The sequence below is a fragment of the Halobacillus shinanisalinarum genome (assembly GCF_022919835.1).
Classification (GTDB): domain Bacteria; phylum Bacillota; class Bacilli; order Bacillales; family Halobacillaceae; genus Halobacillus_A; species Halobacillus_A shinanisalinarum.
In genome coordinates this window covers 4329941-4356557 of the sequence record NZ_CP095074.1, presented here as the reverse complement: position 1 = coordinate 4356557, position 26617 = coordinate 4329941, and the positions used below count along the sequence as shown (strand labels likewise).

The window sequence follows — 26617 nt, the reverse complement described above, 5'->3', positions numbered from 1 at the left end:
CACCACCTACTTTTATCGAAACTATAAGTTTATGGAGTTAGGCGTAACTCTTCCCCTGTAAAATCATTCATATCTGTTGTATGATAACCCCCTTCTACCCAATCATTGAATTGGTCATGATACCATTCACTACGAAAATGTCCTGACTGCCCAGGCCCTACCACATGCTCGGCCTCAGTCGGCTCACCTAAGTCAGTAACATATCGCCATGAGGCCCCATGATTCACTAAACCATTGTCATTGTAACCAGCAGCCCTGACTGTTACCCTGCTGCCGCTAACAGGGACAGGATCACCCGGGTTAAAAAACCGCCCCAAGATACGAATGCTTGAGAGTGGGTGAGTAAATTCAACAGCATGACCGTCTCCCCACCTCCAATCACTTGGAGTATTCCCATACTGTTCAGTCAACTCTGTAATTGTTTTAGAGAAAGACTCATTCAGGACATGTTTGATGCCTCCTGCCTCCTCAACCCAGATTGATTCTTCTCCATTGATAACACTCCTAACCATTTCATCTGTTGTCTGCCCCGCCCCGTGAAAAAGATCCCGCATCTCCTTAGGAATAGACTCATTATATAGGATTGCTTGGATATTGGTGTTCCACGTATGAAAAATGAGAGGTTGCGGCAATTGATAGTCATCTTCATACGTCCATTTCTCCATTAAGTTTACCGCTGCTTTTTCCACCTCACCATACCCTTCCTCAACATGGGCCAGCATAAATGGCAAAAACTCTTCTGCTTGCAAGTTTCTCACATCCAACTGCATATCCTTCATATTTTCGACTGAGTGTGTTTGCTTTCCTTCAATCATTTCAGCAATCCGCTTATAACGATAGGGCTGTGCCCAGTTGTGACTAATATGATAAGGGTAAGATTCACTAACAACCTTATTATTTGCTGTCGCGATATACCCCTTTTCAGGATTAACCAAAGTAGGAAGTTCATTAAACGGGATGTAGCCATTCCATTCGTCCTCTTCCTCCCAACCTCTTAAAGGAAGCAGTGCATCATCCTCAGTTTCATAGATAGGTATACGCCCATTGGCTTTATATGCAATAGTTCCGCCCTTTGAAGCAAACACAAAATTTTGAGCCGGGGCTAGAAATTTTTCTAATCCTTTTTCAAACTCCTGCCAATTGCTGGCCCGATTGATTTCTAACACAGCTTCAAGCTCAGTTGTCGGGTCAAGTGCAGTCCAGCGTAATGAAAGAACCTTATCTTTACCACTCTGCTCAGCGAACTCACTAATAACTGGGCCATGACGAGTTTCGACAACTTCGTAATCAATAGTCTCTTCCCCTTTTACCTTGATAGGCTCTGGAATGACTTCAGCTTGCTCCCAATTCCCCTCAAATTGAAACTCATCAGGTCGATTTGGATTCCTTTTTTCAATATACAGTTGTTGTACATCCGGTCCAACATTGGTCACACCCCAGGCTATGTCCTCGTTATGACCAAGGATGATCCCAGGAATTCCAGCAAAAATCACCCCCGACACTTGATACCCAGGAGAATCTAGATGCATTTGATACCAGATCGATGGTGTCGCTAAGCCTAAGTGCGGATCATCCGCCAGCAGCGGCAAGCCCGATTCAGTCCGCTCCCCACTTAATACCCAGTTGTTACTACCATTGAATTCGGGTGGGATTACTGCATCTTGAAAACTTGTTGCCACGTCAACCACTTCAGACTCATTGATAATTGTAGGCGCCTCTTTCGGATAGGACGGAAATAATTCGAGTGCTTTTTCTTCAGGAAATTTGGCCAAAGCATAATAATTGAAAGCTTGTCGCTCCCAATGACCACCTAAATCAAATGCCATATACTTCCCAATCGTTAGCGAATCAACAGGTTGCCAGGTACCTGGTTCAATCCCCATTAATTTAAATTCGGGTGGAAGACGATTTTCCTCAACCACCTTATCAATATACATATTCACCCCTTGAGCAAAAGCCTCTAAGCTTCGAACCGCCTCATCTGAATACAAAGGTAGTGACGCTTCGGCCGCCCTTCTAAGCCCAAGGGTTCGAAAGTATTTATCTTGTTCAATGGCTGCTTCACCAACGACTTCACTTAAAGTTCCTGACGCTTGTCTTCGCGCAAGCTCCATCTGAAGTAAGCGATCCTGCGCCTGGACATACCCTTGTGCCATAAACAGATCATGGGCATTGGCTGCAGATATATGGGGAACACCACTTTCATCCCTTGTAACTGTTACAGGCTCTTTAAGACCCTCAAGCTTAATTTCACCTGAAACCTGTGGAAGACCACGATTTATGTAAACGTTTACAAAAATAATCGTACCAATTACTAGCACTAACACAATAATCGCAGAAATCAGGCAGGCTTTTTTCCATCGCCTCGTTTTTACCTTTACATCATTTGTCGTTTGAATGGCTTCCACTAAGGTCTCCCCCTCTGACTGAATTATCATTCATTATACCTGAAGTTTAAAGTTTATTGTATCGCTATGTTTGTAGATTATTGAAAAATTATAGCCGAGAAATGTAACGAAAGACCTTTAAATGTGTGTTCAAAAAGTTAACGAATGAGAACGTCGACATGAGCACGTCCTCGTGCGTCGCAAGAAGTTCAAGTCGCGACGGTTTTGAGGACCACAGCTTATGTCTTTCCTACGTGAGGACCGGAAAAACCAAGCAGCGAAGAAATTCACCGTTTATCCCGCATGAACACTCAGTAAAACCTCAAATATATTGTCGTGAAAATAAGAAGTTAAGCAGGGGATTAACCGTCCGGAAATGTCCGATTTTAAGGAACACAGATTAAGGTCGCCACGTCCTGTAACAACGTCTGTGTGACCCACGTCGTGTAGACCTCAACAAACCATCAGTGAAACCCCACTTATGAAGGTTCACTTTATCATTTGTTTTCTTTAAATTGAAACACAAAAATACATTTAAGATTAAATATCACCGAAACCGGGTACACTCACTTAAAGAATTTCTTACAGCCTTTGGAGGTGTAATAATGGAAACCATGAACATAAGTAATACAAATTTAGAGACGAGTCGAATTGGCCTGGGTACATGGGCGATTGGAGGCTTGATGTGGGGCGGAACGGATGAGAAACAATCGATCCAAACCATTCATGCTGCATTAGATAAAGGAATCAGTTTGATTGATACTGCACCTGCTTATGGGTTCGGCCGTTCTGAGGAGATTGTTGGGAAAGCGGTGAAGGATTACGGAAGCCGTGACAACATACTTCTAGCTACAAAAGCGGGATTAGAATGGCAAGACGACAATCTTTTTCGTAACGGAAGCAAGGAACGTATTCATAAAGAAGTTGAAGATTCTCTAAAAAGATTGCAGACAGACTATATCGATCTTTATCAATTGCATTGGCCTGATCCGATGACTCCTTTACACGAAACGGCGGAGGCCCTGCACTATTTGTATAAACAAGGGAAAATTCGTGCAATCGGCGTCAGTAACTTCTCACCAGAGCAAATGGATATTTTTAGAGAAGCAGCTCCGATTCACACATTACAGCCACCCTACAACTTATTTGAGAGAGAGATTGAGAAAAGCACCCTGCCTTACACGATAGAGCATAATATTACGACAGTCTCTTATGGCTCTTTATGCAGAGGATTGTTATCAGGAAAGATGTCGGCTGATCGTGAATTTAAAGGGGACGATCTAAGAAACAATGACCCTAAATTTCAACAGCCTAGATTTGACCAATATTTAAACGCTGTTGAAGAGCTTGACAAGCTCGCTCAAGATCGTTTCGGGAAACGAGTACTACACTTGGCATTAAAATGGGTTCTGCAACAACCTGGCTCCGGTATCGCGCTAATGGGTGGACGGCGTCCCGAACAACTAGAGCCAATCGATGAAGTGATCAACTTTACCATTGATGACGAAAGCATGCATGAGATTGACGAAATCCTATTAAAACATATTAAGGATCCAGTGGGGCCTGAATTTATGGCACCCCCTGACCGTCAAGACTTAGGAATGAAATAAGCTGTAAAACCCGGACTCAATCATACGAAGTCCGGGTTTTTTCATGTTCATTCTAGAAAAAGCTTATAATATAATTAAAAACTCGAAACCTAATGGAAGATACAACGTATAGAAAAGTGCAACATGTTGAAACGTAGTTATGTTTCTTTACTGAAATAATAGGAGGACGTCTTTTAAATGGATATACTTATTTGGATTATCATTATTGTGTGTTTTATTGCCAGCTTTGCTAGCATCATATTCCCTATTATTCCCGGTCCGCTCGTACTTTGGATTGGCTTCCTAGCTTACTTTTTCTTTATCAATGGGGATGAGCTTTCCATCTTATTTTGGGTTGGAATGATCATTTTAACAATCGTCCTGATCGTCTCTGATATTATTGCTAACAGTTACTTTGTCAAAAGATATGGGGGCAGTAAATGGGGAGAGCGTTCTGCAGCCATCGGGGTAATTATTGGATCATTTATTGTTCCGCCTTTTGGTATCATCCTTCTCCCTTTCCTACTTGTTCTCATTGTAGAACTTGTCCAAAAACGAACAACCGAAGATGCATTTAAAGCATCACTAGGTTCTTTATTTGGCTTCTTAAGCGGCTCACTAGCCAAAGTCGTTATTCAACTTGTCATGATCATTTGGTTCTTTGTGGAAATCTGGCTCTAATGATATATAAATACACATTTAGCTATTGACCAATTTTCCACATCCAAACAAGGGTTGCTCGAAATAAATTCGAGCAACCCTTGTTTATAATACTATTCACGTCCCATTCCTTTAAGAAATTGCATCATCATCGTAATACTTCTATTGATTTCCGGATCCTTTAAGGCCTTGGCTAATTCGAATACAGATGTTTTTTTAGCGTGATCATCTGCATTCATTTGTTCAATACCTTGGTTTACACGTCCTGTAACCTCCCGTAGAGATTTCATATCTAAGTCCCCTAGAAGGAAGATCATTTCAGGGAGATTCTCAATCAATGATGCATATTGATCTTTATTTAATTCATTTGCCACATATCCCAGAGCCTGCTTCTTTGATCTTGTGAAAGCATAGGCAGAATCAAGTGTCCCGCCTTCGTCTAGCGCCTGTAACAACTTAATCCCTTTTAAGATAGCATCCTTATTATCTGCTACCGCCTCTTTCACCTCTGAAACGTCTTTTTCTATTTGTTCCTCGCGAGAAACCTCGAGACGCTTAATATTTCTAATTGCTTTAGCCATTTTTATTCACCTGATTTCCCGGGAATACATAATCGTCCCGCTTCCATTTCTTCTCCACTTGCACACTGATTTGAGGTACAGGATTTCCTCTACGGTGATTATTTGAGCGAATCGGTGATTTTCCTTCTTTTTTCACTACTTCCATTCGTACTGCAATCTCTTTGTATGCTGGTGTGTTGCTGTCTTTGTCAACACGATTATCCGTTAAGAAGTTAACCGCAGATTTCCCATTATCATTCAATGGAAGGAAAAGTTCCTTTCCTTTGACACGATCAGTTATTGTCACTACCCCTGTAGCTTCACCTGCATCGGAAATTAGCTTCACAGTACCGCCTTCTTTAAGTCCACGTTCTTCCGCTAATTCTTCTGAAACTTCTATCCACGCAGTAGGTGTTTTTCTTGTAATTCCTTCTGATTTATACGTCATATTCCCTTCATGGAAATGCTCTAAAAGACGTCCGTTATTTACATGAAGATCATATTCTTCCGTTGTACCGTACTCAAGCACAAATTGCAGTGGATAAAGCTGAGCTTTTTTATCTTCAAAAGGAAAGCCATCGAGAAATAAAAGCGGTTGATCCGTTCCATCCTCTGCTACAGGCCACTGCAGGGAATTGTATCCTTCCAGACGTCCATAGGAAACACCTGCAAACAGAGGAGCTAAACTAGCTGCCTCCTCCATAATTTCTGCGGGATGTTCGTAACCCCAATCGTATCCCATCTCTTTAGCAAGTAATGAAAGAATCTCCCAGTCTGGTTTAGAACCTGCCAGAGGGTCAAGTGATTTATACAAACGCTGAATACGACGTTCAGTATTTGTGAACGTCCCATCTTTCTCGAGACTTGGAGCAGCGGGAAGAATCACATCTGCATACTCTGCCGTTTTTGTTAAAAAGAGATCTTGAACAACAAAGAAATCAAGTTTCTCGAAAGCACTTGTCACGTAATTAATGTTCGCATCTACAATGCCTGTATCTTCACCAATGACATACATAGCGCTAAGGTTATCTGCGTGGATGGCCTCGATCATTTGGTGGTTATCTTTACCAAATTCTGCTGGAAGCTCTACTCCCCACTTATCCTCGTAACGACCGCGAACTTCGTCATCTGTTGTTGCTTCATAACCAGGAAAAAAATTCGGCATACTGCCGAAATCACTGCAGCCCTGCACATTATTATGACCACGAAGAGGGTACGCTCCTGCACCAGGTTTTCGGTAATTCCCTGTGATCAGAAGCAAATTCGAGATCGCTGTACTTGTATCACTTCCACGCATATGCTGTGTGACACCCATAGCCCAGCAAATGGCTACACTCTCAGAACGTGCAACTTCTTCAGCTACTTCGATAAGTTCACTTTCCGGAATGCCTGTCAGCTCTGAAGCATACTCCATAGTAAAGGGTTCAAGACTTTCCCTGTACTCATCAAAACCGTTTACCCACTCTTCTAAAAACTGCTTATCTTCTAATCCTTCATCTAAAATATATTTTGTTACAGCTGAAAGCCATGCTAAATCAGAGCCGGAGTTTGGTGAATAAAAGCGGTCAGCCCGTTTCCCCATTTCATGTTTTCGTAAATCAAACACGAAAAGCTTTTGGTCGAACAGCTTATGTGACCGTTTGATTCTTGATGCCAGCACGGGGTGGGATTCAGCAGTGTTTGAACCAACTGTTATAACTAGATTAGAATTGGCAATATCATCAATTGACCCTGAATCCCCACCGTAACCTACTGTTCTGAATAAGCCCATTGTTGCCGGTGTCTGGCAATAACGTGAACAATTATCAATGTTATTTGTTCCAATTATTTGACGGGCTAACTTCTGCATGAGGTAAGACTCTTCATTTGTTGCCTTAGAAGAGGAAATAAACCCCAAATCATCTGCGCCCTTCTCCGCTTTGACCTCAGTAAATCGTTTAGCTACGTAGGAAATCGCTTCATCCCACTCTACCTCTTCAAACGATTCACCCTTGCGTATAAGCGGCTTGGTTAAACGCTCATCACTATTCACGTAGTCCCAGCCAAACTTGCCTTTTACACACGTCGAAATTCCATTTGCGGGTGACTGCGCACTCGGTTCTATTTTAAGTACTTTACGATCCTTTGTCCAAACATCAAAGGAACAGCCTACCCCACAGTAGGTACAAACCGTTTTTGTCTTCTTAATTCGATCTTCACGCATCGAAGCTTCTGTATCAGATACAGCAAAAAGAGGTCCATAACCTGTTTCCGCCTTTTTCGTTAACTCGATCATTGATTTCAAGATCCCTGGTTGTTGGTCAGTGAGAAATCCCGCTTCGCCTTCCATGCCAGTCTCCATCATCGCGTTGCAAGGACAAACAGTTGAGCACTGTCCACAGTTAACACAAGAGGACTGGTCGATAGGAACATCATTATCCCAAATTACTCGGGGTTGCTGACGCTCCCAGTCTATTGTCAACGTCTCATTTACTTGAATATCCTGACATACTTCCACACAGCGTCCGCAAAGAATACACTGATCTGGGTCGTAGCGATAAAAAGAACCTGACTCATCACGATCGTATGCCTTTGGTTCAAATGGTCTTGATTGATGTTCCAAGCCAAAATCAGCCATTGTATTATGGATTTCGCAGGATCCATTATTATAATCACAAACTGTGCAATAGAGTTCGTGATTCTCTAAGATACGATCTAATGATTCTTTTTGTGCCTTATGAACATGAGGCAGCTGTGTTTGAACTTTCATTCCTGCTTCGACCTTCATACCACAAGCACGAGTAAGTTCACCGTTTACCTGAACGATACACGTATCACACGTTTCAATAGGCCCGAGTGACTCGTTGTAGCAAATCTGAGGTATATTTTCATCTGTCGTGTTTAATAGATCCAAGAGATTTTGCCCAGGGTCTGCTAAGTATTCACTGCCATTGATCGTCACAACTGTATGTTCGTGTTCTAACAATTGAAGCTCCTCCTTTAGTAAAAATCCGCTATTCCTGATGAATAGCTAACCTTTTAGCATGTGTGTAAATATTCATCCTCTTCCCTCTTACAAAACCAACTGCGGTAATATTTAAATCCTCAGCAAGCTTCAAAGCAAGATCTGTTGGGGCTGACTTTGATAAGAGAAAACCAATTCCCATTTTAGATACCTTTAATAATACTTCTGAAGAAATCCGTCCGCTGAAAATAATAATCTTATGTTTACGCGAGAGATGTTGCTTTAATAGATATCCGTATAGCTTGTCTAAGGCATTGTGTCTTCCTATGTCATTGAAGACAATCTCCACACCCTGAGTAGATGCAATAGCAGCCTGATGGACACCACCGGTCTTTTTAAACATATCTGCTTTCTTTTGAAACGCTTCCATCAATGTTAAACAAAACTCCGGCTCTATTTTCATTTCATCCATTACCGTCTTTGCGATCTTCGCATCATTTTGAAAATAGAATGCCCGGCTTTTACCACAGCAGGAACCAATCCACCGCCTCGTCGTATCCACTTTTTCAAATGTGACATTTGTCGTTATGTAAGCAAATCCTCGTTCTTCATCAATTGAAATGGAATCAACATCTGCTATTGTTCTGATTGCTCCTTCTGATGCTAAGAACCCTATAACAAGTTCTTCTAAATGCATTGGCGTGCAGACCATTGTAGCAAATTCTTCATCATTTAAAACAATTGTCAGCGGATATTCTTCTGCAACTTGATCGGACTCTTCTATAAGCAGCCCATGATCATATTTAATCATGTCCTTCTCTGTTGTACCTTTCCTCATAAGACCCCTTCTTTTCAATTTATTGATTTATTCCCTATTTATTAAATAATCAAACATCCTTGTAAAAATCAATGAAGAAGACCTGTAACTCATTGCAGAACCACAAGCCTACAGCGTCAATGGATAATATACTTCTTCTTCTATTGTTCTGTTAAATTTTTGGATGAAAACGAAAAAATAAAAACTAGTATCAATAGAAACATAACAAAGATAGCTGCAGAACCACCTACAAGGCCTATAATTCTAGGGGAGAACAACTCAAGAAACCAACCCGCACTAAACATCGCTATACCTATCACTACGTTCGAAATTGATCCAATCACCCCAAACACTTCACCTTGCTGAGATTTAGGTGTCATTCTCATCACAATACTATCAAAGCAAGCAGCACCAACTCCGCCAATCAATGAAATTCCTGTAAAGGTTATAGCTATGTACCATAGCGTTGGTGCCTGGCTGGCAATAATTTGCAACACCCCTTCAAGACCAACTGATATGATTCCTACCAAAAGTAAATTTCCGGTAACCTTTTTCGAAACAAAAAAACTGATCACCAGCCCAACCCCTAGAGCACCATACAGGATTCCAACACCTAAATCTGCCATTGAAAATGTCTCCGCCCCATAATAGCTGATTAATACATTGAAGAAGCCATCTAGCATAGCAGACACAGCTTGGATGACTACTATAAACATAACAATTGGACCAAACGTTATGTTAAGGTGCGGCCTTTTAATTATTGTAGGTTGGTCCTTGTTCACTACTTTTTTTATCACGAGATGTTTTATAATAAGCGCAGCAGCAATGAATGTACACGCATTAAGAACAAAAGCCACATCCTCCCCTACAAAAAATGCTACGACACCGCCTGTTACGGAACCGGCCACTAGCACAATCCCTATCACAACCTGCTCTAATCCATTTACTTTAGTGTAGTGTTGCTGGTCAACGATCACTCCAATACTACTTTTTCTAACAGGTTGATAGATGGCTTCTCCACAAGCAAGTACAAACATGCTAACGTAGATAATCCACAGATCTTCAACTGATGGCACGAATATAAAGGATAGGGCAAATGGAACTCTTACAACATCTGTTACGATCATAATCTTCCGCCGATCCCAAACATCTGCAAGCTTTCCGGCAATCGGGGATAATACTAAATAAGGAAGGACGCGCATCCCCATCACGATCCCAACTGCTAAACCTGAATCTGTTAGCTCCAATAACAGTGCCAGCACAGCAACTTGACTAAATCGGTCTCCTATCCCGTTTACAATCCCTGAACAGAATAAATAGCTGTAAGGATGCTTATGAAAACGATCTGACATATTCTCCCCCCCTGAAATTAGATGATTATCTAATTAGATTATAAAAAAAAGGTGATAGTTCCTTCACCTTTTCACAACAACTGGCCACATCTCTGTAGGATTCAACTCATATCTATTATTTTCTCTATACATAAATTGCTGCATAATCCATTCTCGTCTCATTGTTGCATAATCATCATAGAACCGTTGAATGTATTCATTTACCTCTTGTTCCTCATACACTTTACCAGGTTGAAATTCCTGTACATAATAAGATAAAATCACAAGCTTTTTCTTAAGTTGGCTCGGCATTTGCTTCAATCTGCCATCCCTTGCGATAAAACTGTTGATAATCTTACGTTGCTCGGCTTCATTTACATACAGTTCTTCTTTTCTCACTTCATCATCTCCTATCCTCAAGATCGCCGTAGCCATAAATTCAACTTTCTTTTTATCCAGATAAAAGTAAACCGTATTTTTATCTCTTTTCGAATAAACCATCCCTGTGTCTCTTAACTTTTTTAAGTGGTGGGTAATGGTTGGAGGTTTCAGACCAAGTTTCTCAGCAATCAACTGACCATGCATGGGGCCCGTAAGTAAAAGTGATACAATTCTTAATCTAGTTGGATCCCCTACTGCTTTATGGAAGGCGACCATTTTATTTAATTGCATAATAACTCTCCTCCTTATTCGTCATTCATCTAATTAGATATTAATCTAATTTAAAAGAAAAGTCAAAAAAGCTGCCAGAATCAAAAACTCTGGCAGCTTTTCCCCTATTTTACTTGTTCTCTTATTGTTTTCCCTAGCTCTCTCGCAATCGTTTCCGACCCTGACTGTAAATCTTCTTTTGAAAAATATAATTGGATATTTGATTCATCCATTTCCAAAGCTTCTGCAAACAAGCCGCCCAATCCCCTTGCTTTTCGATCGACTTGTAAGAATACACGCAAACCATGAGAATCCAAAAAGAAGATCAGTTCCAACTCATCTAAATATCCTCTAAATTCACCACCAGGGAGAAATTCAAACTCCTGGATATAACCGTGCCTTCTTGAATGCTCCATCTCAACTTTCTTCAGGTGAAAACCAAGCTCTCTTTCCACCGCTTGAAGAACAGTTTCAATGTGTGGATGGACGGATACTTTAATATAATCTCGATCCTCAGCATCAAGGGCCATGGGGATATCAAGTCCTGTTTCAAACCATAGAGGAAGCTTATTTAGTGTAGCTGGTGTGTGTATTGGAACATCGATAGAAAAAGGAATTTCCTTCGTTTCCTTCGCTGCAATGACAAGCTCACCAGATATACGATATTGTTCCAGCTTTACCGTTTCTTTAATTTTCTTATCATCGACTTCTCTCAGTGCTTCAGTCATAAGAAAGATGGTGATTTGCTCAATCTCCTGTTCGACTTCCCCACCTTGAACAACTACCTTGCCTGCTACAGTTTCGCCAGGTTGGAGCTCCAACTTCTCAAGCTGTGTATCCACCTTGGCTGCGCCAATGCCTGCACGTGCCATTAGTTTTTTAAACATATGATCATCCCCCTTTTTACTTTTCTGAGTCCATTCGTTCCAGAAAATGATACACTTCTAAATCCAACCAGCCCTTTGTCTGTTCACGACCTTCAAAGTTTTCTCTGTGTAAAAATGTCGTAAGGGCTTTGTGAAAATCGTTGGAATCTGGCTTTTTGCTTGCTAAGAACCCTGTTCTGTACAAATGATAAACAACGTTCTCCTCAAGCTCCCCTTCTAATCGTTTGATATTATCCTGCTTAGATTCCCCGAAATATAGCTGTTGAAGCTTATAAATCCGCAATAACTCATCAATTGGTTCAGGATGATCATCCACTCGTAAATCGACAAAGACATCACTAAGGCCGCCGTAGCCTCCTTTTTCTTTTACCACATAAATCGCTGCAGATTGTCTTCCCCTGCTGTCTCCACCTGCTTGTTCAGCTGCCTGAAGCCCTGCTAACAAGCGGTCCGCTAATGACCCGTCACTTGATTCAAAAACACGTCCCATTTCTGTCACTGTTTGTTTATTTACTAAAATGTTTCCTTGTGCTGTATAGTGTTTCCCTGTTACCCCTCCAGCCCAGTCATAGCAGTGCTCACCAGTGAATGTAGCTGCTCTTCCCTCAGCATCGACCATTCCAACTTGGCGATCTGCAGCTTCAGAGTCATTTTCAATCAGTTTATCCACGGCTTCCTGGGCACTTAAACCTTCACTTAACAATTGCAAACCATCAGGACCGTAAGCAGGATTAGCAAATGCTTGTGTGGCAATTGCACCGACACCCGCTTTCGCCCAGGGCACCACTGCCCCTACGCCAAGGAACTTTGATTGAACAGCAACTCCCAGTTCTCCAGTTTGTGGATCAAATCCGACAATCGAATAAGTTGCGATTACATTAGAACGTTTCATTTTTCTCTACCCCTTCCCAATATACATCATTCGACTTTTTCCTACAATCAACCTTTCTATTTCACAAAATAAGAACCTATTTTCGTGAGATTAAACTTTTCGAAAATAGGTCCTCATTGTTATGAACGACTTATCAATAAAGTCGGACGCTGTGAAAACAGCAAGCATAATATGACCGCGCTTAAAATAAACGTAGGCAGCATATAACCACCATTATAAAGCAGTGAATATAACCAAACCGGCTGTCCTTCAGGTGCGAACTCATCATAGAAAACTATTCCTGCGGTAAAATGGCCGAAAAACCGAAACAGACTTCCAACAAACGATCCTGCGATCACCCAGGCGGCAAGTCGTTTCATATGTCGCTCGCGAGCTGCCTCCCGCACTGGCTTGGCAAAGATCCCGGCAAGACCTATAACTCCAAATGCTACAAAATAATCAAGAAAGGTTTGCGCTATACTTATAAGAATGGCACCCCCCACTAAAATTTGATAAAATCCTAGCAGAAGTCCTGTCAATAATCCACCTCGAAGTCCCCATCGAAATGCCATAATAAATACGGGAACCATCGCAAAAGAAACCGATCCTCCTTGAGCCCAGAGCTTAAATGATAGAAACGGGATAATATCGAGTAAGATCGCTAATGCTGAAAAAATAGCCACTTCTACCATGAACAATACACGTTTATTTTGCATAACCCACAACCTCCTTTTTCGCATACAAAAAAAGCGATGCCAAAGGGAAGCTTCCTGATGGAGGAATCCCGTGCATCGCCATCAAAAAAGCCACCATCCCTACGCCAGTACTAACTGACAGGTTCGAAGGGTCTGAACAAAGATTGTTCACTCTCAGCCTAAAGCTCCCCTTGAAGGCTTATATACGTTTGCTTTTCTTGCTATGAATCTATTATAAATCAATAACTTCTTGCATTCAATGCAAAGCTGGTAAGGATGACAAACCTGCCACCTTAGGTGATTTGACAAAGGGGGTTTGACCTAATACAATTAAATAGTAATCATTACTATTTAAGAAAAGGAGAACTGCAATGGCTAAACAAGCAATGATCGAAAAAGAACGTAAACGTCAAGCAACGTTTGAAAAATATAAAGATGTACGAAAGCAATTAAAAGCAGAAGGCAACTATCAAGCACTTAGGAAATTGCCAAGAGATGCTTCACCTACACGACTTCATAATCGCTGTGAATCAACCGGAAGACCTCACGGCTATATGAGAAAGTTTGGGCTTTCAAGAATTAAATTTCGCGAACTCGCTCATAAAGGCCAGCTTCCTGGAGTTAAAAAGTCCAGCTGGTAATTAGAAAACTTCCAGGGGTAACACAGTAGGAAAAGCACACAGAAAAACCTTAGGAGCTCATAGGAGTTCTAAGGTTTATTTACATATGCTTCTTTAAAGAAAGACTTATAAGGTTTTAGCATACGTTTGAAAAAACTCAAGACTTCGCTCGATAATCAAATCTTGATCGTTATCTAACGTAGCAACATGGTGACTATTTTCTAAACGGACAAGTTCTTTGTGCTCAGAGAAGACTGAGTCAAAGATCGTTTCGGAATTATCCGGTGGAACAACATGGTCTTCATCAGAAACAAAAAATAACGCCGGGCAATGAATATTCGCGAGACCTTCATGAACCTCTTTCATCAATGCCATTAGAGAGCGAATCGCATTGACAGGTGTCCTATCATAAGCAAGTTCCTCCACGTTTTCCTTTTTAATGTCCGAACCAATCGCTGCAACAAAACGCTCTTCCGCTGATTCCATCACATTTTCCATTGCAGGAATATCAACCGCTCCGTTTATGGATATAACCCCACTAATCTGTTTGTATCGTTCTGCAAGGTATAACGCTAGGGTTCCACCCATAGATAATCCTACAACGAATAGGATAGAACACCGTTCCTCAAGCCATTGATAAGCAGTTTCGACCGATTGAATCCAATCATCCTTGTTTGAATCCTCCATATCCTCAGGTGTCGTTCCATGCCCTTCCAGTCTCGGGCAAGCAACTGTATAGCCCGTTTCTGAGTACGCGTCGATGAGAGGTTTCATACTTTGAGTTGTTCCAGTAAATCCGTGGCTTACAAGAATGCCTACTTCGTTTCCTTCAATAAAAATAGGCTCAGCACCATTCATCATTACACATCTCTCCCCATTTCTACACATTACCCTATCTTAGTCTGTAAAAACCTTTACTTAAGCAGTTTCTTCAACACCGTTCTTTCAAGAAAAGGCCATGGGACTGCTTTTTTTAAAAATAAATTCAGTCTGACACCAGGTCCAATGGGATAACGGAGTTTTCTAACTTGAGATTTGCTGGCAATTCTCGTCATTAAATCTGCAACCTTTGCTGGAGCTCCATGCGATTCACTGTTTAATGCTTTCCATAGCCCTCTTATATAATAGGCATACGGTGAATCAGGATCATGCACAGCCTTTGGAAGCTCCATTCCGCTTGTCCAAATGTTCGTTTGATAAGAACCTGGTTCAATCAAAACCACATCAATCCCAAACGGCTTCACTTCAAAACGTAAACTTTCCGTCAATCCTTCCAGAGCATGTTTTGAAGATACATAGGCCGACAAACCTGGGAAGCCAATTCTCCCACTAATACTACTGACATTTATGATTTTACCATGTCCTTGTTTACGCATCATAGGAAGTACGGCTTGAGTGGCGCTAATTACCCCGATTACGTTTGTCTCAAATTGTCGTCTGTAAGCTTCGATCGGTACTTGTTCTAAAAATCCTCCTATAGCAAAGCCAGCATTGTTGACTAATACATCCACACGATTCAATTGCTTTAATTTTTGCTTAAAATCTTCTATAGAAATGTCATCAGTGACGTCAAGCGGCCAAACTTCAATCCGTTCTCGGATAACAGAAGAGATCCTGTCTGTTTTAAACACTTCAGCTTTACTCATATTTCTCATGGTTGCAATGACGTGAAAACCTTTCTCTGCACATTTCAGAGCCGTATGATAGCCAAACCCACTTGAGGCACCCGTAATGATAATTGTTCGTTGCATCACTTTTATCCCCCTCCAATAATTCTAACCTACTACCATATTCCATCAAATCTGCCTATCTCCTGCTTTTTAAAGACCATAGACGGTGATTTTCTAGCATTGTAACAACCATATAGGTTAAGAATTTGACGGTTTTTATTGTAAAATTTTCAGCCGAATAGTCATTCGCCTTTACTAAGGATTAGCATCTTCATACATTATAGTATGAAAATAAAAGGGGTGACATAATGGGTTACTACGGTGGATACGGTTGTGGAAGACGTCGCAGCGGAAATGAATTCGCCCTCATTGTCGTGCTGTTTATTTTACTAATTATTATCGGTGCATCAATTTGTAAATAATGTCTAACATGTGAGACCTTCTATTTAAGAGGGTCTCTTTATCTATAGTTGGCTTTTGACGTGTTTTATTTTCTCCATTAGAATAAATAAAAGGATACATTGAAAGGGGATCATTATGCCCACCATCAAAGACGAGCACCATGCGATTACATACAATTTAACAACATTACCTGATATCCACTTCATTAAAATTTATTTAGATGATTTGAATGGCGTACATGTTACAGCTCCAAAGTCCAAACCACAAAGCAAGGTAGAGGATTTTTTACATAAGAAAATTCAATGGGTGAACGAAAAGTGGCAGAAAATCCATGAAGACTTATATCGGGGGATGGCATTGAACACTCAGGAAAGCCCACGCATTACATATTTAGGTAGAGCGTATAGGATGATTATGGCGGAAGCAAATGAATCAAGCTTCTCGTTTAACAAAGGCAAATTCCATTTCACTTACCTTAAGGGAACAACGGAGGAAGAGAAACAAAGTGAATTTGACCGACTTCGTAATCAGTGGTTCAAGGAGAAGGCCTACGAGAAGTTTAAGAGCATTCATAATTGGACCATTCTACCTGAACAGGACTCTCTACGTTTAGGTTACAAAAAGGATCAAACCATTTATTTAAATTGGCGCTTAATCAAACGTTCAAAACAGAAAATTACGATGATCATTGATGATTTGATTGAAGAAAGAGAATATTAAAAGCTGTGCGGAATGTAAAACTCCGCACAGTTTTTTTTATTTAGGATTGGAATCATGAATACCTCTATTTATTTTTTTATTTGGCAAGCTTTTGAACCCTAATTGACTTGCATTCGTAGAAAAGAAAACAAGAATTCAAACTAAATGGGGGTATTCTTCAATGAGAAATCAAGTACTTACATTTATCATTCTGTCCGGAATTTTGTTCTTAATAGCTGGCTGTTCTTCTTCTGCATCCAAAGATGAGAACATTGCCCACATAGAAGTCGTTTTAGAAGAGGTATTTACGGGACCTAATGGAGAATTAGCTGCAATTTACAAGGAACTTGAAAGTGCCAGTATGGAAATAATAAAATCCGCATCAAAGGACTTCAGGATGTATTATGAAGAAAACCTCAAATCCTATTTTACAGAACAGTATTACACCAAATTCATTAATACGAATAAAGCATCAACGTTTCACGGAACGGCGTACAGGAACGGCTATCGAATGAAAGTTAAAGATATGAATATTGAACAAAATGCAAGTAGCGAGACCGCTTACGATTTCTCAGTTAATATAGGGTACAAAAAGGAAGGGAATGCAGGCAAGTCTGCTGAAATCACTGGGAGAGTAAATGTGAATGAAGACGGTAAAATTACAAGGGTCCTCTATCACAATGGCGGTGAATTATTTGAATAAATGGGGAAAGGTGTTAAATTTCACGAGTATAGCCATTTCAGGTGAGTAACAATTAAGGAAGGACTTTATTGAAATAAAAGAAGGGACTTCCCCAAAGAGGAGGTCCCTTCTCAATGGAATTCTTTCGGCTAAACAACGTTCGTCATCGGTACAGACCGTATCCATGCACAATTAAATGAACAACAAGCTGACTAAATTTCTTTAGACTCTCTTATAAGAGTATGGCGTAACAATAGGCCAATGACTCCATCTCAGCGGTGGAAATAGGCGAGACCCGCAGGCGAGGAATGAGCTGAGGAGGCTTAGGGACATAAGAGGAAGTTCGGCTAAAACCGAACGTCCTGTTTCGCCGAACTACCCCACTACGCACGTGGCATGGGCCACCATCGAACGACCTCTCTACGCGCGTGGCCGCGGAAAGCGAGTATATTTCCATTGCGGCATCACGAACACTTATTTTTTAAAAGCGCAATTATGAAATTGATTCAAATAAATAATAACAAACTAACTGCCATAACTGCCATTCCCGCTACTACACCATAGATGGATAAATGGGCTTCCCCATATTGCCGTGAAGCTGGCAGTAATTCATCTAATGAAATAAAGACCATAATACCAGCAACTCCAGCAAATAAAACACCGAACAATGTATCACTAAGGAATGGCATGAGTAGTAAGTATGCAGCTAAAGCTCCGACTGGCTCAGACAAGCCTGACAGAAACGATAGTTTAAAGGCTTTCTTGCGGTCACCTGTCGCGAAATAAATCGGCACAGATACAGCGATCCCTTCTGGAATGTTGTGAATAGCTATCGCAATGGCAATGGCTATCCCTAGGGACGGGTCCTGCAAGGCCGAGGTAAAAGTTGCGATTCCTTCTGGAAAGTTGTGAATAGCAATAGCTAGGGCTGTAAACGTCCCCATTTTTAACAGTTGGCTATTCTTCACCTCTGCCTGTGGCATAGACATGTCTTCTACATTTTTTGGTTCATGAGGGTTCCCTTGTTTCGGAATAGCTTTATCAATAATTGCAATTACGAGCATCCCCCCGAAAAAACTAGCCACTGTTATCCAGTTTCCCATCTGTACACCCATAGCACCAACAAGTGTTTCCTTTGCTTTAAAGAAAATCTCAACCATGGACACATAGATCATGACCCCTGCTGAGAAACCTAAAGCAATCGACAGGAATCTTGTGTTTGTCGTTGATGTGAAAAAGGCTAACACACTGCCTATTCCCGTAGCTAATCCTGCCATTAATGTCAGCCCAAAAGCGAGTAATAGATTTTCCATGAAACCTCTCTCCTCCTAGCTTATCTAATCATAGTGTAATTCATTTCTTTCCTTGATGCAACTTTTTTAGGTATAGTTACATTTTATGCATTCAATAAAATTTCGCTACAAAAATTTAAATTTTTCCTTAGATGATGACCATTTATTTTCACAAAAAAAATGACCCTTTTATAAAAAAAGCCATTCCAAGCTATATCCTATAATTGTTCTACACTCTCGGAGATCAGTTTCATTTGATCATTCTCATAACCAACCACGAAATTATATTTATATTTCTTCATAACAACTTCACCATTTTTCGTTTCTTCTGTGGTGACAAAAGCAGTTACCTGTACATCTTTGCCTTCGACCGGATCTGCAACAATATTATCAATGGAGACAGATAGTTTCTGATTATACCCCTTACGAAATTCTTCATAAGAAGTACTGCCTTGCCAACCACTTCCTAACAAGGAGTACGCCGTTACGAAGTCCCCTTGATTAATACTATCGTAAAAGTATTGAACAATATACGTCGCTTGATCAGCGTCTGTTGTGTGAACGGGTGGTTTATCTCCTGAGTTTGTTTTTAATTCTTGAAATTCGGGAAGCTCTTTCATGGGAGATTTGGACCATTGCTTAACCATTGGAAGAATATCCAATATAGGAATACTAAAGCCGATGGTTTCCTGACCTAGTTTCGCTGAATTTATCCCGATCACTTCCCCCGTTTTTCCATTCAGTAACGGGCCGCCACTATTGCCTGGTGAGATCGGCGCAGATATTTGGTAGACATTTTCATAAGTGAACGGGGGTAATTCAAAATTACGATCTAATCCACTAATTTCGCCAGTAGTTACTGTATTCTGAAGACCGAGTGGACTTCCCAACGCAAGTACTTCAGTTAAAAGCTGGACGTCATCTTTTTCATGGATTGAGAGGGGCTCCTTTCCTTTAAGTCCGGGAACTCGTACAACAGCTACGTCCGTACTTCTGCTAATTCCGATGACTTCTCCTGACATTTCCTTGGAGTCCGCTGTTATAATGGTCACATCCTCCGCATTAGCAACTACATGGGCGTTAGTTATGACATCACCCTTGTTATTATAAAGAAAGCCGGAACCTAGTGAACCATTTTTCAATTCAATCTGAACAACTAGTTTTTGTGATTGATAAATAATATCTTGTGTACTCTTAGATACCGTTTGGCTTTCTTCTTCTGAAACAGCTTGATCTAGTAGAGAACTTGCTTCAAGCTGTTTTGGAACATTATTTATTATATATAGAGTTCCTGTAACTCCAATACAAACAAATGTGAATGTCAAAATTAGGCTTATGATCCATGTTCGGTTCACACGCCGTCCTCCTATTCTACATACCACTCGATATCGGTAACTTCCACTGTAACGTCACCTTCAAGCTCGTAATAGTTCTTTTCAAACTTCCCTTTATCCCCTGGACTTAAATACATCGGATATATTTGAGCCTTGCCTTTCTTCAACACTTCATCTTCTTTATCTTTTATTTCAAACGTCACTTCAACTGAACTTACGATTTTTGTAGCCTCACTACCAACTTCACCAGTTATTTTCACATCACCAAATTCATCTTTTGTAGCCTTAATCTCAAGTACTTTTACTGCATGTTTTTGGTTCTTAAGATCTTCTTCTGCAGCTTTCTCCATAGCATGTTTAATCCGTTCTTGTTGCTGTTGCTCAAATGCCTGCTGTTCTTGTTTGACTCGCTTTTTTAACTGGATGAGCTTTTCATTGTTTACGACATACTGCAGTCCTTCATCTACTGTTGCGATGGCTTCATTAAACTGTTTTTCCTTCATTGACGCTTCTGCTTTTTTTGTAGAAATGGCTACAATTTTTTCGTTAATTTTATTACGTGCTTTAGCTGCCTCTTTTAAGTCCAAACCAGATAATGCACTCAACTTTTCCGCCAATTCTTCAATATTGGTCAGCTGCTTAATTTGATTATTGATCTCGCCTATCGTGATCTTTGTTGCTAAGTTCTCAGCTTTTGGAATGAGTGTGGCCGAAAGACGATTTTGTTCATTAGAAATTTGTTTTTGTATGGCTGATAAACTCGTTTGTGCTTCTTCGAGACGATTGTCTTTAACATACTCCACAACTTTATTGAGATCATTATTCATCACTAATACAGAACGAACACTCGTCAAATCGCGTTGAAGGGCTTCAAACTCTGGACGCTTTTTTGCGGCCTTAGATAACATGGATTCGGCTTTTTCGTATTCACCTTTTAATGCGGCTTGTTCTGCCTCCTTTTTTATTGATGCGGTAGTCTCGTTTATGTTCTTTTCGTACATATATGTAAAACCTATAATCCCTAAGGCAAGAATCAATGTAAAAATAGGTAAAAAGATTGCCCACCCTCTTTTGGTGCTTTGAGAATGTTCAATTGAATCTAAAGAGCTTACATGCTCTGCTTGGTCATATGTCTGTTTATCTATTTTTTCACCACATTGGGAGCAAAAACGCGAGCCCGGACTATTTTCACTTCCGCATTCTTCACAATATTTGATGGGCCCGTCCTCCTTCTATTTCATTCACTCCATATTATATCATGATTTTTCCAAAAACTGACCTAGTAATTGAGCTTTTCCAGCATATATTTGATGCTGTTTATTAACAAATTAGATAAAACACACTGCCACGTTCCATTAGATTGCATAGAATATGATATTCCCTTCTACCCAAGCACCTTCTTTGAAAGGAGTGTTATGATGAGAGGACGCCCTAATCAATCTCGTCCAACAAAACAAGGACCAAAGAAACGTACTTCTTGCTGCGGCAAGAAACGACTGAGGGACAAATAAATAAAACCGCCTAATACAAATAGACCGTTGCATGTAGATGCGCGGTCTATTTGAGTTTTCAAGAGATATTTCTCTCTATTATTCATATAGTTATAACTAGGTCAAGTTAATTCATGAGGAGGAAGATTATGAACGAAGAACCATTTACAAATAAAATGAACAGGCGTATTCAACACCTGGATAAAATATTAAACCGTCCCAGTCTCGTGCTTGGATACTTCACTCATAACCTGTTAACCGACCACAAACGAGGAAAACTTAAAGTAAACAGCAAATTTATTTTAGATAACTTCACACAGAAAGACTTGGAAGCTCCTATTATAAAATTCCATGTCCATTCGTCAAACAATGCAGTTTTCAAAGGCTGCTTAGAAGGTGACATCAAAACTACCATTCGATCTGATCATGGTTCTTGGATAAAGGACAAGGGTCAAGAAAATCAGATCATCTTAAAATCCTTCCAGGAAAATACACTTTTATCAAGAAATCGTAGACTAATTATTGACCATATTCTCATCGAGTTACCTATCAACAATCCTCATCATTTATCCCTATCTGCCTATGTAGATTTTGGTGATGAAAATAGCCGGTATAACAAGCATTCATTGAACTCAATTGAAGTTAACAGCATGGAGATTGCATGAAAAAAAGCTCGAAATTGTCGAGACCACTGGAAAAATCTGTGTACAGTAAAAAGAAGATGCCCCACTCCATTGTTGTATAGCCGAGCGTATTTATACAGAATTCTATCATATTAGTTTAATGAATCCATTATTGCAGGTTATTGAATTAAAAAGCCGTTATATGGAATAAAGGTTAAGGATGTACGTGTGAAAATGTACGCCGGTAATTGCGAAAATGGAAACAAGTGATTTCTTATCACAGTGATATTTTTCTTAACAAAGACTTCCGATTGTTGAGGATGGTTCCGTTATAAAAAGAGAAAGGCGGTTGGGGATCGACTCGCTTTCCGTTGGCGAACGCCGTTCCCCCCCAGCTTAGGATCATTAAGTCCACTATGAGATAGTGATAAGTGCCTCCTTCACTACCGTACCTTTTTCTTCGTGTATAATATGAGGTCATCAAGTCGATTCCCATCTATTATAATTATCACCCAACAAAAGACCGACATAGTATTTATGGAGCAGAAATATATGGTATTTTTGTAATAGAAGGTTAAAAGGTTGCAGGACTTTTTATTTGTTAAACCCTAATCATGTTGTTAAAATGCTTAGGTAATTGTTAGGGAAAGGAGTAAAAAGTCTTGAAATCCTTGATTGTGTCGTTATCATTTCTATTTATTTATATAGTAAGTTTCCCTTATGCTGGAACCTCGCCACATATCTATGCAGGTGAAGTTGCTATTGAACAACAAGTTATTAAAAAAGCCCAAACAAAGTCACTAGACCTAAATAAAAAGCCGCTTGGCCACGAACGCTTTAGCGAAACAGATGAGGATAAAGAAGTTATACGAGTAGTAAATGTGGAAGCGACTGCCTATACAGCTAATTGTGAAGGCTGTAGCGGGACAACCTATACAGGAATTAACCTTCATGCAAATCCAAAGAAAAAAGTCATCGCAGTCGACCCAAATGTTATTCCATTAGGTTCTAAAGTAAGGGTTCCTGGTTATGGGGTAGCCGTTGCAGGTGATATTGGTGGAGCTATTGAAGGCAAACGTATTGATATCTTTATGGATCAGCATAGTCAAGCTATAAAGTTTGGACGCCAAAACATCGAAGTAGAAATATTGGAACCTTGATCAAAAAGGGGCCAGCTCATTAAAAGTAGAGCTGACCCTTTTATTTTAACTCTAGCGCCTGCCAAACTATACAACAACTGATATCCCGCTATTCGCGGGAGAAACGCGTTTTTCTGGCAGCTTTATCCAGATAGAAGCTTTGCACACCATTCGTGTGAATCGCAACACCATCTTCTAAAAACCACCAATCGCCCTTATCTAGCTGTTTGACTATAAACTCTGAAGCTTCTCTCTCTGTCATTTCCTCACTTAAATCAAGATCATGTGCTACTATTCTTTCACTATTTAATAAGAAAATAACGTGCCATGATTTTTTACTTGTTGCCAACTAAGTCACCATCCTTTATGTATCTTACCTATTCAATACCCGCTCTCGATTTAATTTAACCTTAAAATAAAAAAATTATTCTTCATTTTTTTCGTCATTACCATCTTTCTGTCTACTGGAAAGGATTAGGTTAGTGAATCAATCATTTTACAATTTAAAGGATTTACTTTATGATATGTTACGTTCTAACACAAAGTAAACAAGTAGGAATAAGGAGGTTAATAATGGCCACCCAACTAAAGCAATGGGATAAACGAGCTACAACGATGATTGCTCCATTGAATCCCGTTCAAAAACCATTAGTCTTATTAGGGATTGCAGCAGCAATTCTTTTATTTATAACCATCGTTTCCGTCACCACGGTTACCCAAGGGATCTTATTTATTATTGGGATCGCTTTTGGCCTTTCTCTTCTGTATGCGCGATTTGGCTTCACTTCGGCGTTTAGACGTCTGCTCTCAGTAGGAAATGTGCAGGGACTTCAGGCACATATGGTCATGCTGGCTGTTGCTACAACACTTTTTGCTATTATTCTAGCAACCGGATTCAGTTTCACAGGAGTCACACCAACTGGTTACGTTTCACCTGTAGGAATAAGTGTCATCGCCGGTGCCTTCATGTTTGGAGTAGGAATGCAAATGGGATCCGGCTGTGCTTCAGGTACACTCTATACAGTCGGTGGAGGACAATCTTCTATGGTCTTGACATTACTAGGATTTATAGGCGGTTCGGTTTTAGGAGCTTACCATATCGTGTTTTGGCGAGATCTCCCTGCCCTCCCAGCTATTTCTCTTGCAGAATCGACAGGTCTCGGTTATTTCGGAGGCTGGGTGTTACAGATTGCGATCTTCCTAGGTATTTATGCCATTACTGTAAAAATCGCGCGTAAAAAGAATCCGCCGCAGATGGCTCCGCTTAAAACGACATCTGGTTGGAAAAAACTTTGGCGGGGTGCCTGGCCGCTGCTAATTGCAGCCGTTGTATTAGCTGTCCTTAATGCGATCACCCTTTCTGTTCGAGGCAATCCGTGGGGAATTACTTCCGCTTTTGCCCTTTGGGGATCTAAGTTTCTTCAGACCTTTGGCGTGGATGTAGCGAGCTGGGGATATTGGCAAGGGAATACGCAAGCATTAAATCAGACCGTATTGGCCGATTCCACCAGCGTCATGAACTTCGGTATTATTCTCGGAGCCTTTATCGCAGCAAGCTTTCAAGGGAATTTTAAACCGAAAAAAATTAAACCTGGAATTGCGACGGCTTCTATTCTAGGCGGTGTACTCATGGGGTATGGTGCGCGGCTAGCGTTTGGATGTAACATCGGTGCTTATTTTGGCGGAATCGCTTCATTTAGTCTGCACGGATGGGTATGGATGATCATGGCGCTTGCCGGAACATTTTTAGCGTTATTTATCCGACCACTATTCGGACTTAGTAACCCAAGCCCGAAAGATTCGATTTGTTAGTATGGCTTTTCACCTTTAAAAAAGCGTTAGGACCCTCGTGTTTCGAGTTCCTAACGCTTTTTTTTTCTTATTTCAATACCTTTGCGGTTACTTTCCTGGATCTTGGACCATCAAACTCGCAAAAGTATATGCCCTGCCACGTTCCCAATACCAACTTACCATTCTCAATAATGATTGTTTGAGCATGTCCAATATAACTTGTCTTCATATGAGCAGCTGTATTGCCTTCCATATGCCTGTCTTTTCGATCCTCCCATGGAAAAACTTCACTCCATCTCCGGAGCATGTCTGTTTTTACATCAGGGTCAGCATTTTCATTTATGGTAATGCCTGCTGTTGTATGCATGGAGGAAACAATCACAGCCCCTGCTTTAATCCCTTCTTCTTCTATCCAATTAGTTATGTCTTGTGTGATATCAATCATTTGATCATGATGTTCGGTCTTTACCGGAAACGTTTTGATCATACGAGTTCACCTCACTAAGATTAAATTTGTGATTTTGCATAATCCTCAAGCTTCTTGTACGTATCAACTTCATCGTGAAATGTTTCAGAATCAACTTTTCCCCAGGACAATTCCTTTAAGTCTACTTTAATTGTTGCACGATACACATTCGTAGCATTCCCTTGAAGTGAGATGGAATAACATCCATTTTCTTTTGTGACGACACAGTTCACCAACCCGCCCTTATTGATGACGACGATCGGGGCATTTAATTGATTTGAACCAATCAGTGTTGACACGAGGGCTGAAGCAGACATGGCTGTTCCACAGGCATTGGTTAGCCCGACCCCACGTTCAAATGTCTGAACAAAGATTTTATTTTGATTTACTCTTTTTATAAAACTGACATTTATTCCATTTGGAAAAACATCAGGGAGGTTGTTCGCTTTTTCTCCGATAGCAGCTAATTCTTCTTCCTCATAGTCCTCTACAATAGAGACAATATGTGGATTCGGTACGCTCAAGGCTGTAAATGTATAGGCTTCCGAAAGTTCGGGGATTTTTACATTAACCGCTTCACTTGCCTTAAATTTCATCGGTAATGATTCTACCGCAAAGGAAACAGGCTCAATTGCTACAGCAAAGGTATCAATTCCCGAAAAAATTGGTTCGACTTGACTGACTGCAAGTACGGCCTTATCCGTCTCTACCTCAACCGCTTGCTTGCCCGTTTCCTCTATAATATAACGTGCGACACAACGTAACCCATTTCCACACATTTCAGCTTCTGTGCCGTCAGAATTAAACATTCTCATTCGTGCCTCAGCTTTACTGCTGTCCATGACAAACAGGATCCCGTCAGAACCAATTCCGTCAATCCGGTTACACAATAAAATTGAGAGGTCATACCGTTCTTGTTCAGAAAATGCATAGGAATGCGTACGTTCATCAATCAAAATAAAGTCATTTCCTGACCCGTGACATTTTATAAATTCAATCATATCTAGACTCCCTTTA

Annotated in this window: 26 protein-coding genes, 1 pseudogene and 1 riboswitch; of the genes and pseudogenes, 9 read left to right on the top strand and 18 right to left on the bottom strand. The window is 40.5% G+C overall.

Features of this window, described 5'->3' with window-relative positions; all coding sequences use genetic code 11:
* Positions 1-29 precede the first annotated feature (29 nt).
* The gene (locus MUO14_RS21570; protein ID WP_244752563.1) at positions 30-2438 is read right to left on the bottom strand and encodes a penicillin acylase family protein; all 2409 of its coding nucleotides are present in this window, start codon (positions 2436-2438) and stop codon (positions 30-32) included.
* A 554-nt stretch (positions 2439-2992) separates the two neighbouring features.
* Here MUO14_RS21570 and MUO14_RS21565 point away from each other — a divergent pair.
* Together MUO14_RS21565 and MUO14_RS21560 are read left to right on the top strand one after the other, a co-directional pair.
* Complete coding sequence (locus tag MUO14_RS21565) at positions 2993-3997, top strand: aldo/keto reductase (RefSeq protein WP_244752562.1); 1005 nt, start codon at positions 2993-2995, stop codon at positions 3995-3997.
* A gap of 177 nt (positions 3998-4174) precedes the next feature.
* Positions 4175-4657: a DUF456 domain-containing protein gene (locus MUO14_RS21560; RefSeq protein ID WP_244752561.1), complete on the top strand. Its 483-nt coding sequence runs from the start codon at positions 4175-4177 to the stop codon at positions 4655-4657.
* A gap of 92 nt (positions 4658-4749) precedes the next feature.
* On the opposite strand, the gene MUO14_RS21555 is transcribed toward MUO14_RS21560, so the two are convergent.
* The 8 genes from MUO14_RS21555 to thiT form a co-directional block, all read right to left on the bottom strand.
* The gene (locus MUO14_RS21555) at positions 4750-5217 is read right to left on the bottom strand and encodes a helical membrane plugin domain-containing protein (protein ID WP_244752560.1); all 468 of its coding nucleotides are present in this window, start codon (positions 5215-5217) and stop codon (positions 4750-4752) included.
* Positions 5210-8161 carry a formate dehydrogenase subunit alpha gene (fdhF, locus tag MUO14_RS21550; protein WP_244752559.1) on the bottom strand — a complete coding sequence of 984 codons (2952 nt, stop codon included), beginning with the start codon at positions 8159-8161 and terminating at the stop codon, positions 5210-5212. Before fdhF ends, MUO14_RS21555 begins: the two co-directional genes overlap by 8 nt.
* A gap of 28 nt (positions 8162-8189) precedes the next feature.
* On the bottom strand, positions 8190-8978 hold the full coding sequence (gene fdhD / locus MUO14_RS21545) for a formate dehydrogenase accessory sulfurtransferase FdhD (protein WP_244752558.1): 789 nt from the start codon (positions 8976-8978) through the stop codon (positions 8190-8192).
* A gap of 140 nt (positions 8979-9118) precedes the next feature.
* Positions 9119-10309, bottom strand: coding sequence for an MFS transporter (locus tag MUO14_RS21540; protein WP_244752557.1), 1191 nt, complete (start codon positions 10307-10309; stop codon positions 9119-9121).
* 63 nt (positions 10310-10372) lie between these two features.
* Complete coding sequence (locus MUO14_RS21535) at positions 10373-10960, bottom strand: DUF2087 domain-containing protein (RefSeq protein WP_244752556.1); 588 nt, start codon at positions 10958-10960, stop codon at positions 10373-10375.
* Positions 10961-11064: 104 nt separating this feature from the next.
* Positions 11065-11826, bottom strand: a complete 762-nt coding sequence (locus MUO14_RS21530; protein WP_244752555.1) for a sporulation protein — start codon at positions 11824-11826, stop codon at positions 11065-11067.
* 16 nt (positions 11827-11842) lie between these two features.
* A complete protein-coding gene (locus MUO14_RS21525; RefSeq protein WP_244752554.1) occupies positions 11843-12718 on the bottom strand; it encodes a DUF1028 domain-containing protein in 876 nt (291 codons plus the stop codon).
* Between the two features lie 119 nt (positions 12719-12837).
* Complete coding sequence (gene thiT, locus MUO14_RS21520; RefSeq protein WP_244752553.1) at positions 12838-13413, bottom strand: energy-coupled thiamine transporter ThiT; 576 nt, start codon at positions 13411-13413, stop codon at positions 12838-12840.
* Between the two features lie 79 nt (positions 13414-13492).
* Positions 13493-13594: riboswitch (TPP riboswitch) on the bottom strand.
* 169 nt (positions 13595-13763) lie between these two features.
* On the opposite strand from thiT, the gene rpsN reads away from it, so the two are divergent.
* Positions 13764-14033 carry a 30S ribosomal protein S14 gene (gene rpsN / locus MUO14_RS21515; RefSeq protein ID WP_244752552.1) on the top strand — a complete coding sequence of 90 codons (270 nt, stop codon included), beginning with the start codon at positions 13764-13766 and terminating at the stop codon, positions 14031-14033.
* A gap of 105 nt (positions 14034-14138) precedes the next feature.
* On the opposite strand, the gene MUO14_RS21510 is transcribed toward rpsN, so the two are convergent.
* Positions 14139-14873, bottom strand: a complete 735-nt coding sequence (locus tag MUO14_RS21510; protein WP_244752551.1) for an alpha/beta hydrolase — start codon at positions 14871-14873, stop codon at positions 14139-14141.
* Positions 14874-14926: 53 nt separating this feature from the next.
* Positions 14927-15766, bottom strand: coding sequence for an SDR family oxidoreductase (locus MUO14_RS21505; protein ID WP_244752550.1), 840 nt, complete (start codon positions 15764-15766; stop codon positions 14927-14929).
* A 224-nt stretch (positions 15767-15990) separates the two neighbouring features.
* On the opposite strand from MUO14_RS21505, the gene MUO14_RS21500 reads away from it, so the two are divergent.
* The 3 genes from MUO14_RS21500 to MUO14_RS21490 all read left to right on the top strand — a co-directional run bounded on the left by MUO14_RS21500 (position 15991) and on the right by MUO14_RS21490 (position 17486).
* Positions 15991-16104 (top strand): YjcZ family sporulation protein, encoded by a 114-nt coding sequence (locus tag MUO14_RS21500; RefSeq protein ID WP_244752549.1) that lies wholly within the window; start codon positions 15991-15993, stop codon positions 16102-16104.
* Between the two features lie 115 nt (positions 16105-16219).
* The gene (locus tag MUO14_RS21495; protein WP_244752548.1) at positions 16220-16804 is read left to right on the top strand and encodes a YgjP-like metallopeptidase domain-containing protein; all 585 of its coding nucleotides are present in this window, start codon (positions 16220-16222) and stop codon (positions 16802-16804) included.
* Between the two features lie 160 nt (positions 16805-16964).
* Positions 16965-17486, top strand: a complete 522-nt coding sequence (locus MUO14_RS21490; RefSeq protein WP_244752547.1) for a hypothetical protein — start codon at positions 16965-16967, stop codon at positions 17484-17486.
* A 485-nt stretch (positions 17487-17971) separates the two neighbouring features.
* Here MUO14_RS21490 and zupT read toward each other — a convergent pair whose 3' ends face one another.
* The 4 genes and pseudogenes from zupT to MUO14_RS24910 form a co-directional block, all read right to left on the bottom strand.
* Positions 17972-18778: a zinc transporter ZupT gene (gene zupT / locus MUO14_RS21485; RefSeq protein ID WP_244752546.1), complete on the bottom strand. Its 807-nt coding sequence runs from the start codon at positions 18776-18778 to the stop codon at positions 17972-17974.
* A gap of 197 nt (positions 18779-18975) precedes the next feature.
* Positions 18976-20112 (bottom strand): S1C family serine protease, encoded by a 1137-nt coding sequence (locus MUO14_RS21480; RefSeq protein ID WP_244752545.1) that lies wholly within the window; start codon positions 20110-20112, stop codon positions 18976-18978.
* Between the two features lie 11 nt (positions 20113-20123).
* Positions 20124-21092, bottom strand: coding sequence for an FxLYD domain-containing protein (locus MUO14_RS21475; RefSeq protein ID WP_244752544.1), 969 nt, complete (start codon positions 21090-21092; stop codon positions 20124-20126).
* Positions 21093-21242: 150 nt separating this feature from the next.
* A pseudogene (locus tag MUO14_RS24910) lies at positions 21243-21308 on the bottom strand (zinc-ribbon domain-containing protein); the annotation flags it as partial.
* 422 nt (positions 21309-21730) lie between these two features.
* Here MUO14_RS24910 and MUO14_RS21470 point away from each other — a divergent pair.
* Positions 21731-22246 (top strand): hypothetical protein, encoded by a 516-nt coding sequence (locus tag MUO14_RS21470; protein WP_244752543.1) that lies wholly within the window; start codon positions 21731-21733, stop codon positions 22244-22246.
* Positions 22247-22866: 620 nt separating this feature from the next.
* On the top strand, positions 22867-23364 hold the full coding sequence (locus tag MUO14_RS24905) for a 3D domain-containing protein (RefSeq protein ID WP_396265749.1): 498 nt from the start codon (positions 22867-22869) through the stop codon (positions 23362-23364).
* A gap of 88 nt (positions 23365-23452) precedes the next feature.
* Here the strand turns inward: MUO14_RS24905 and MUO14_RS21460 are convergent, their stop codons facing one another.
* Positions 23453-23692 (bottom strand): hypothetical protein, encoded by a 240-nt coding sequence (locus tag MUO14_RS21460; protein ID WP_244752542.1) that lies wholly within the window; start codon positions 23690-23692, stop codon positions 23453-23455.
* 224 nt (positions 23693-23916) lie between these two features.
* On the opposite strand from MUO14_RS21460, the gene MUO14_RS21455 reads away from it, so the two are divergent.
* On the top strand, positions 23917-25155 hold the full coding sequence (locus MUO14_RS21455) for a YeeE/YedE family protein (RefSeq protein ID WP_244752541.1): 1239 nt from the start codon (positions 23917-23919) through the stop codon (positions 25153-25155).
* A gap of 67 nt (positions 25156-25222) precedes the next feature.
* Here the strand turns inward: MUO14_RS21455 and MUO14_RS21450 are convergent, their stop codons facing one another.
* Positions 25223-25621 (bottom strand): secondary thiamine-phosphate synthase enzyme YjbQ, encoded by a 399-nt coding sequence (locus MUO14_RS21450; RefSeq protein WP_244752540.1) that lies wholly within the window; start codon positions 25619-25621, stop codon positions 25223-25225.
* A 20-nt stretch (positions 25622-25641) separates the two neighbouring features.
* Positions 25642-26601, bottom strand: a complete 960-nt coding sequence (dapF, locus tag MUO14_RS21445) for a diaminopimelate epimerase (RefSeq protein ID WP_244752539.1) — start codon at positions 26599-26601, stop codon at positions 25642-25644.
* Between the last annotated feature and the right edge of the window lie 16 nt (positions 26602-26617).

Bases quoted from the DNA above. Each gene is read 5' to 3' on its own strand.
- MUO14_RS21570 (WP_244752563.1), bottom strand. From the start codon at position 2,438: ATGATAATTCAGTCAGAGGGGGAGACCTTAGTGGAAGCCATTCAAACG.
- MUO14_RS21565 (WP_244752562.1), top strand. From the start codon at position 2,993: ATGGAAACCATGAACATAAGTAATACAAATTTAGAGACGAGTCGAATT.
- MUO14_RS21560 (WP_244752561.1), top strand. From the start codon at position 4,175: ATGGATATACTTATTTGGATTATCATTATTGTGTGTTTTATTGCCAGC.
- MUO14_RS21555 (WP_244752560.1), bottom strand. From the start codon at position 5,217: ATGGCTAAAGCAATTAGAAATATTAAGCGTCTCGAGGTTTCTCGCGAG.
- fdhD (WP_244752558.1), bottom strand. From the start codon at position 8,978: ATGAGGAAAGGTACAACAGAGAAGGACATGATTAAATATGATCATGGG.
- MUO14_RS21540 (WP_244752557.1), bottom strand. From the start codon at position 10,309: ATGTCAGATCGTTTTCATAAGCATCCTTACAGCTATTTATTCTGTTCA.
- MUO14_RS21535 (WP_244752556.1), bottom strand. From the start codon at position 10,960: ATGCAATTAAATAAAATGGTCGCCTTCCATAAAGCAGTAGGGGATCCA.
- MUO14_RS21530 (WP_244752555.1), bottom strand. From the start codon at position 11,826: ATGTTTAAAAAACTAATGGCACGTGCAGGCATTGGCGCAGCCAAGGTG.
- MUO14_RS21525 (WP_244752554.1), bottom strand. From the start codon at position 12,718: ATGAAACGTTCTAATGTAATCGCAACTTATTCGATTGTCGGATTTGAT.
- thiT (WP_244752553.1), bottom strand. From the start codon at position 13,413: ATGCAAAATAAACGTGTATTGTTCATGGTAGAAGTGGCTATTTTTTCA.
- rpsN (WP_244752552.1), top strand. From the start codon at position 13,764: ATGGCTAAACAAGCAATGATCGAAAAAGAACGTAAACGTCAAGCAACG.
- MUO14_RS21510 (WP_244752551.1), bottom strand. From the start codon at position 14,873: ATGATGAATGGTGCTGAGCCTATTTTTATTGAAGGAAACGAAGTAGGC.
- MUO14_RS21500 (WP_244752549.1), top strand. From the start codon at position 15,991: ATGGGTTACTACGGTGGATACGGTTGTGGAAGACGTCGCAGCGGAAAT.
- MUO14_RS21495 (WP_244752548.1), top strand. From the start codon at position 16,220: ATGCCCACCATCAAAGACGAGCACCATGCGATTACATACAATTTAACA.
- MUO14_RS21490 (WP_244752547.1), top strand. From the start codon at position 16,965: ATGAGAAATCAAGTACTTACATTTATCATTCTGTCCGGAATTTTGTTC.
- zupT (WP_244752546.1), bottom strand. From the start codon at position 18,778: ATGGAAAATCTATTACTCGCTTTTGGGCTGACATTAATGGCAGGATTA.
- MUO14_RS21475 (WP_244752544.1), bottom strand. From the start codon at position 21,092: ATGTACGAAAAGAACATAAACGAGACTACCGCATCAATAAAAAAGGAG.
- MUO14_RS21470 (WP_244752543.1), top strand. From the start codon at position 21,731: ATGAACGAAGAACCATTTACAAATAAAATGAACAGGCGTATTCAACAC.
- MUO14_RS21455 (WP_244752541.1), top strand. From the start codon at position 23,917: ATGGCCACCCAACTAAAGCAATGGGATAAACGAGCTACAACGATGATT.
- MUO14_RS21450 (WP_244752540.1), bottom strand. From the start codon at position 25,621: ATGATCAAAACGTTTCCGGTAAAGACCGAACATCATGATCAAATGATT.
- dapF (WP_244752539.1), bottom strand. From the start codon at position 26,601: ATGATTGAATTTATAAAATGTCACGGGTCAGGAAATGACTTTATTTTG.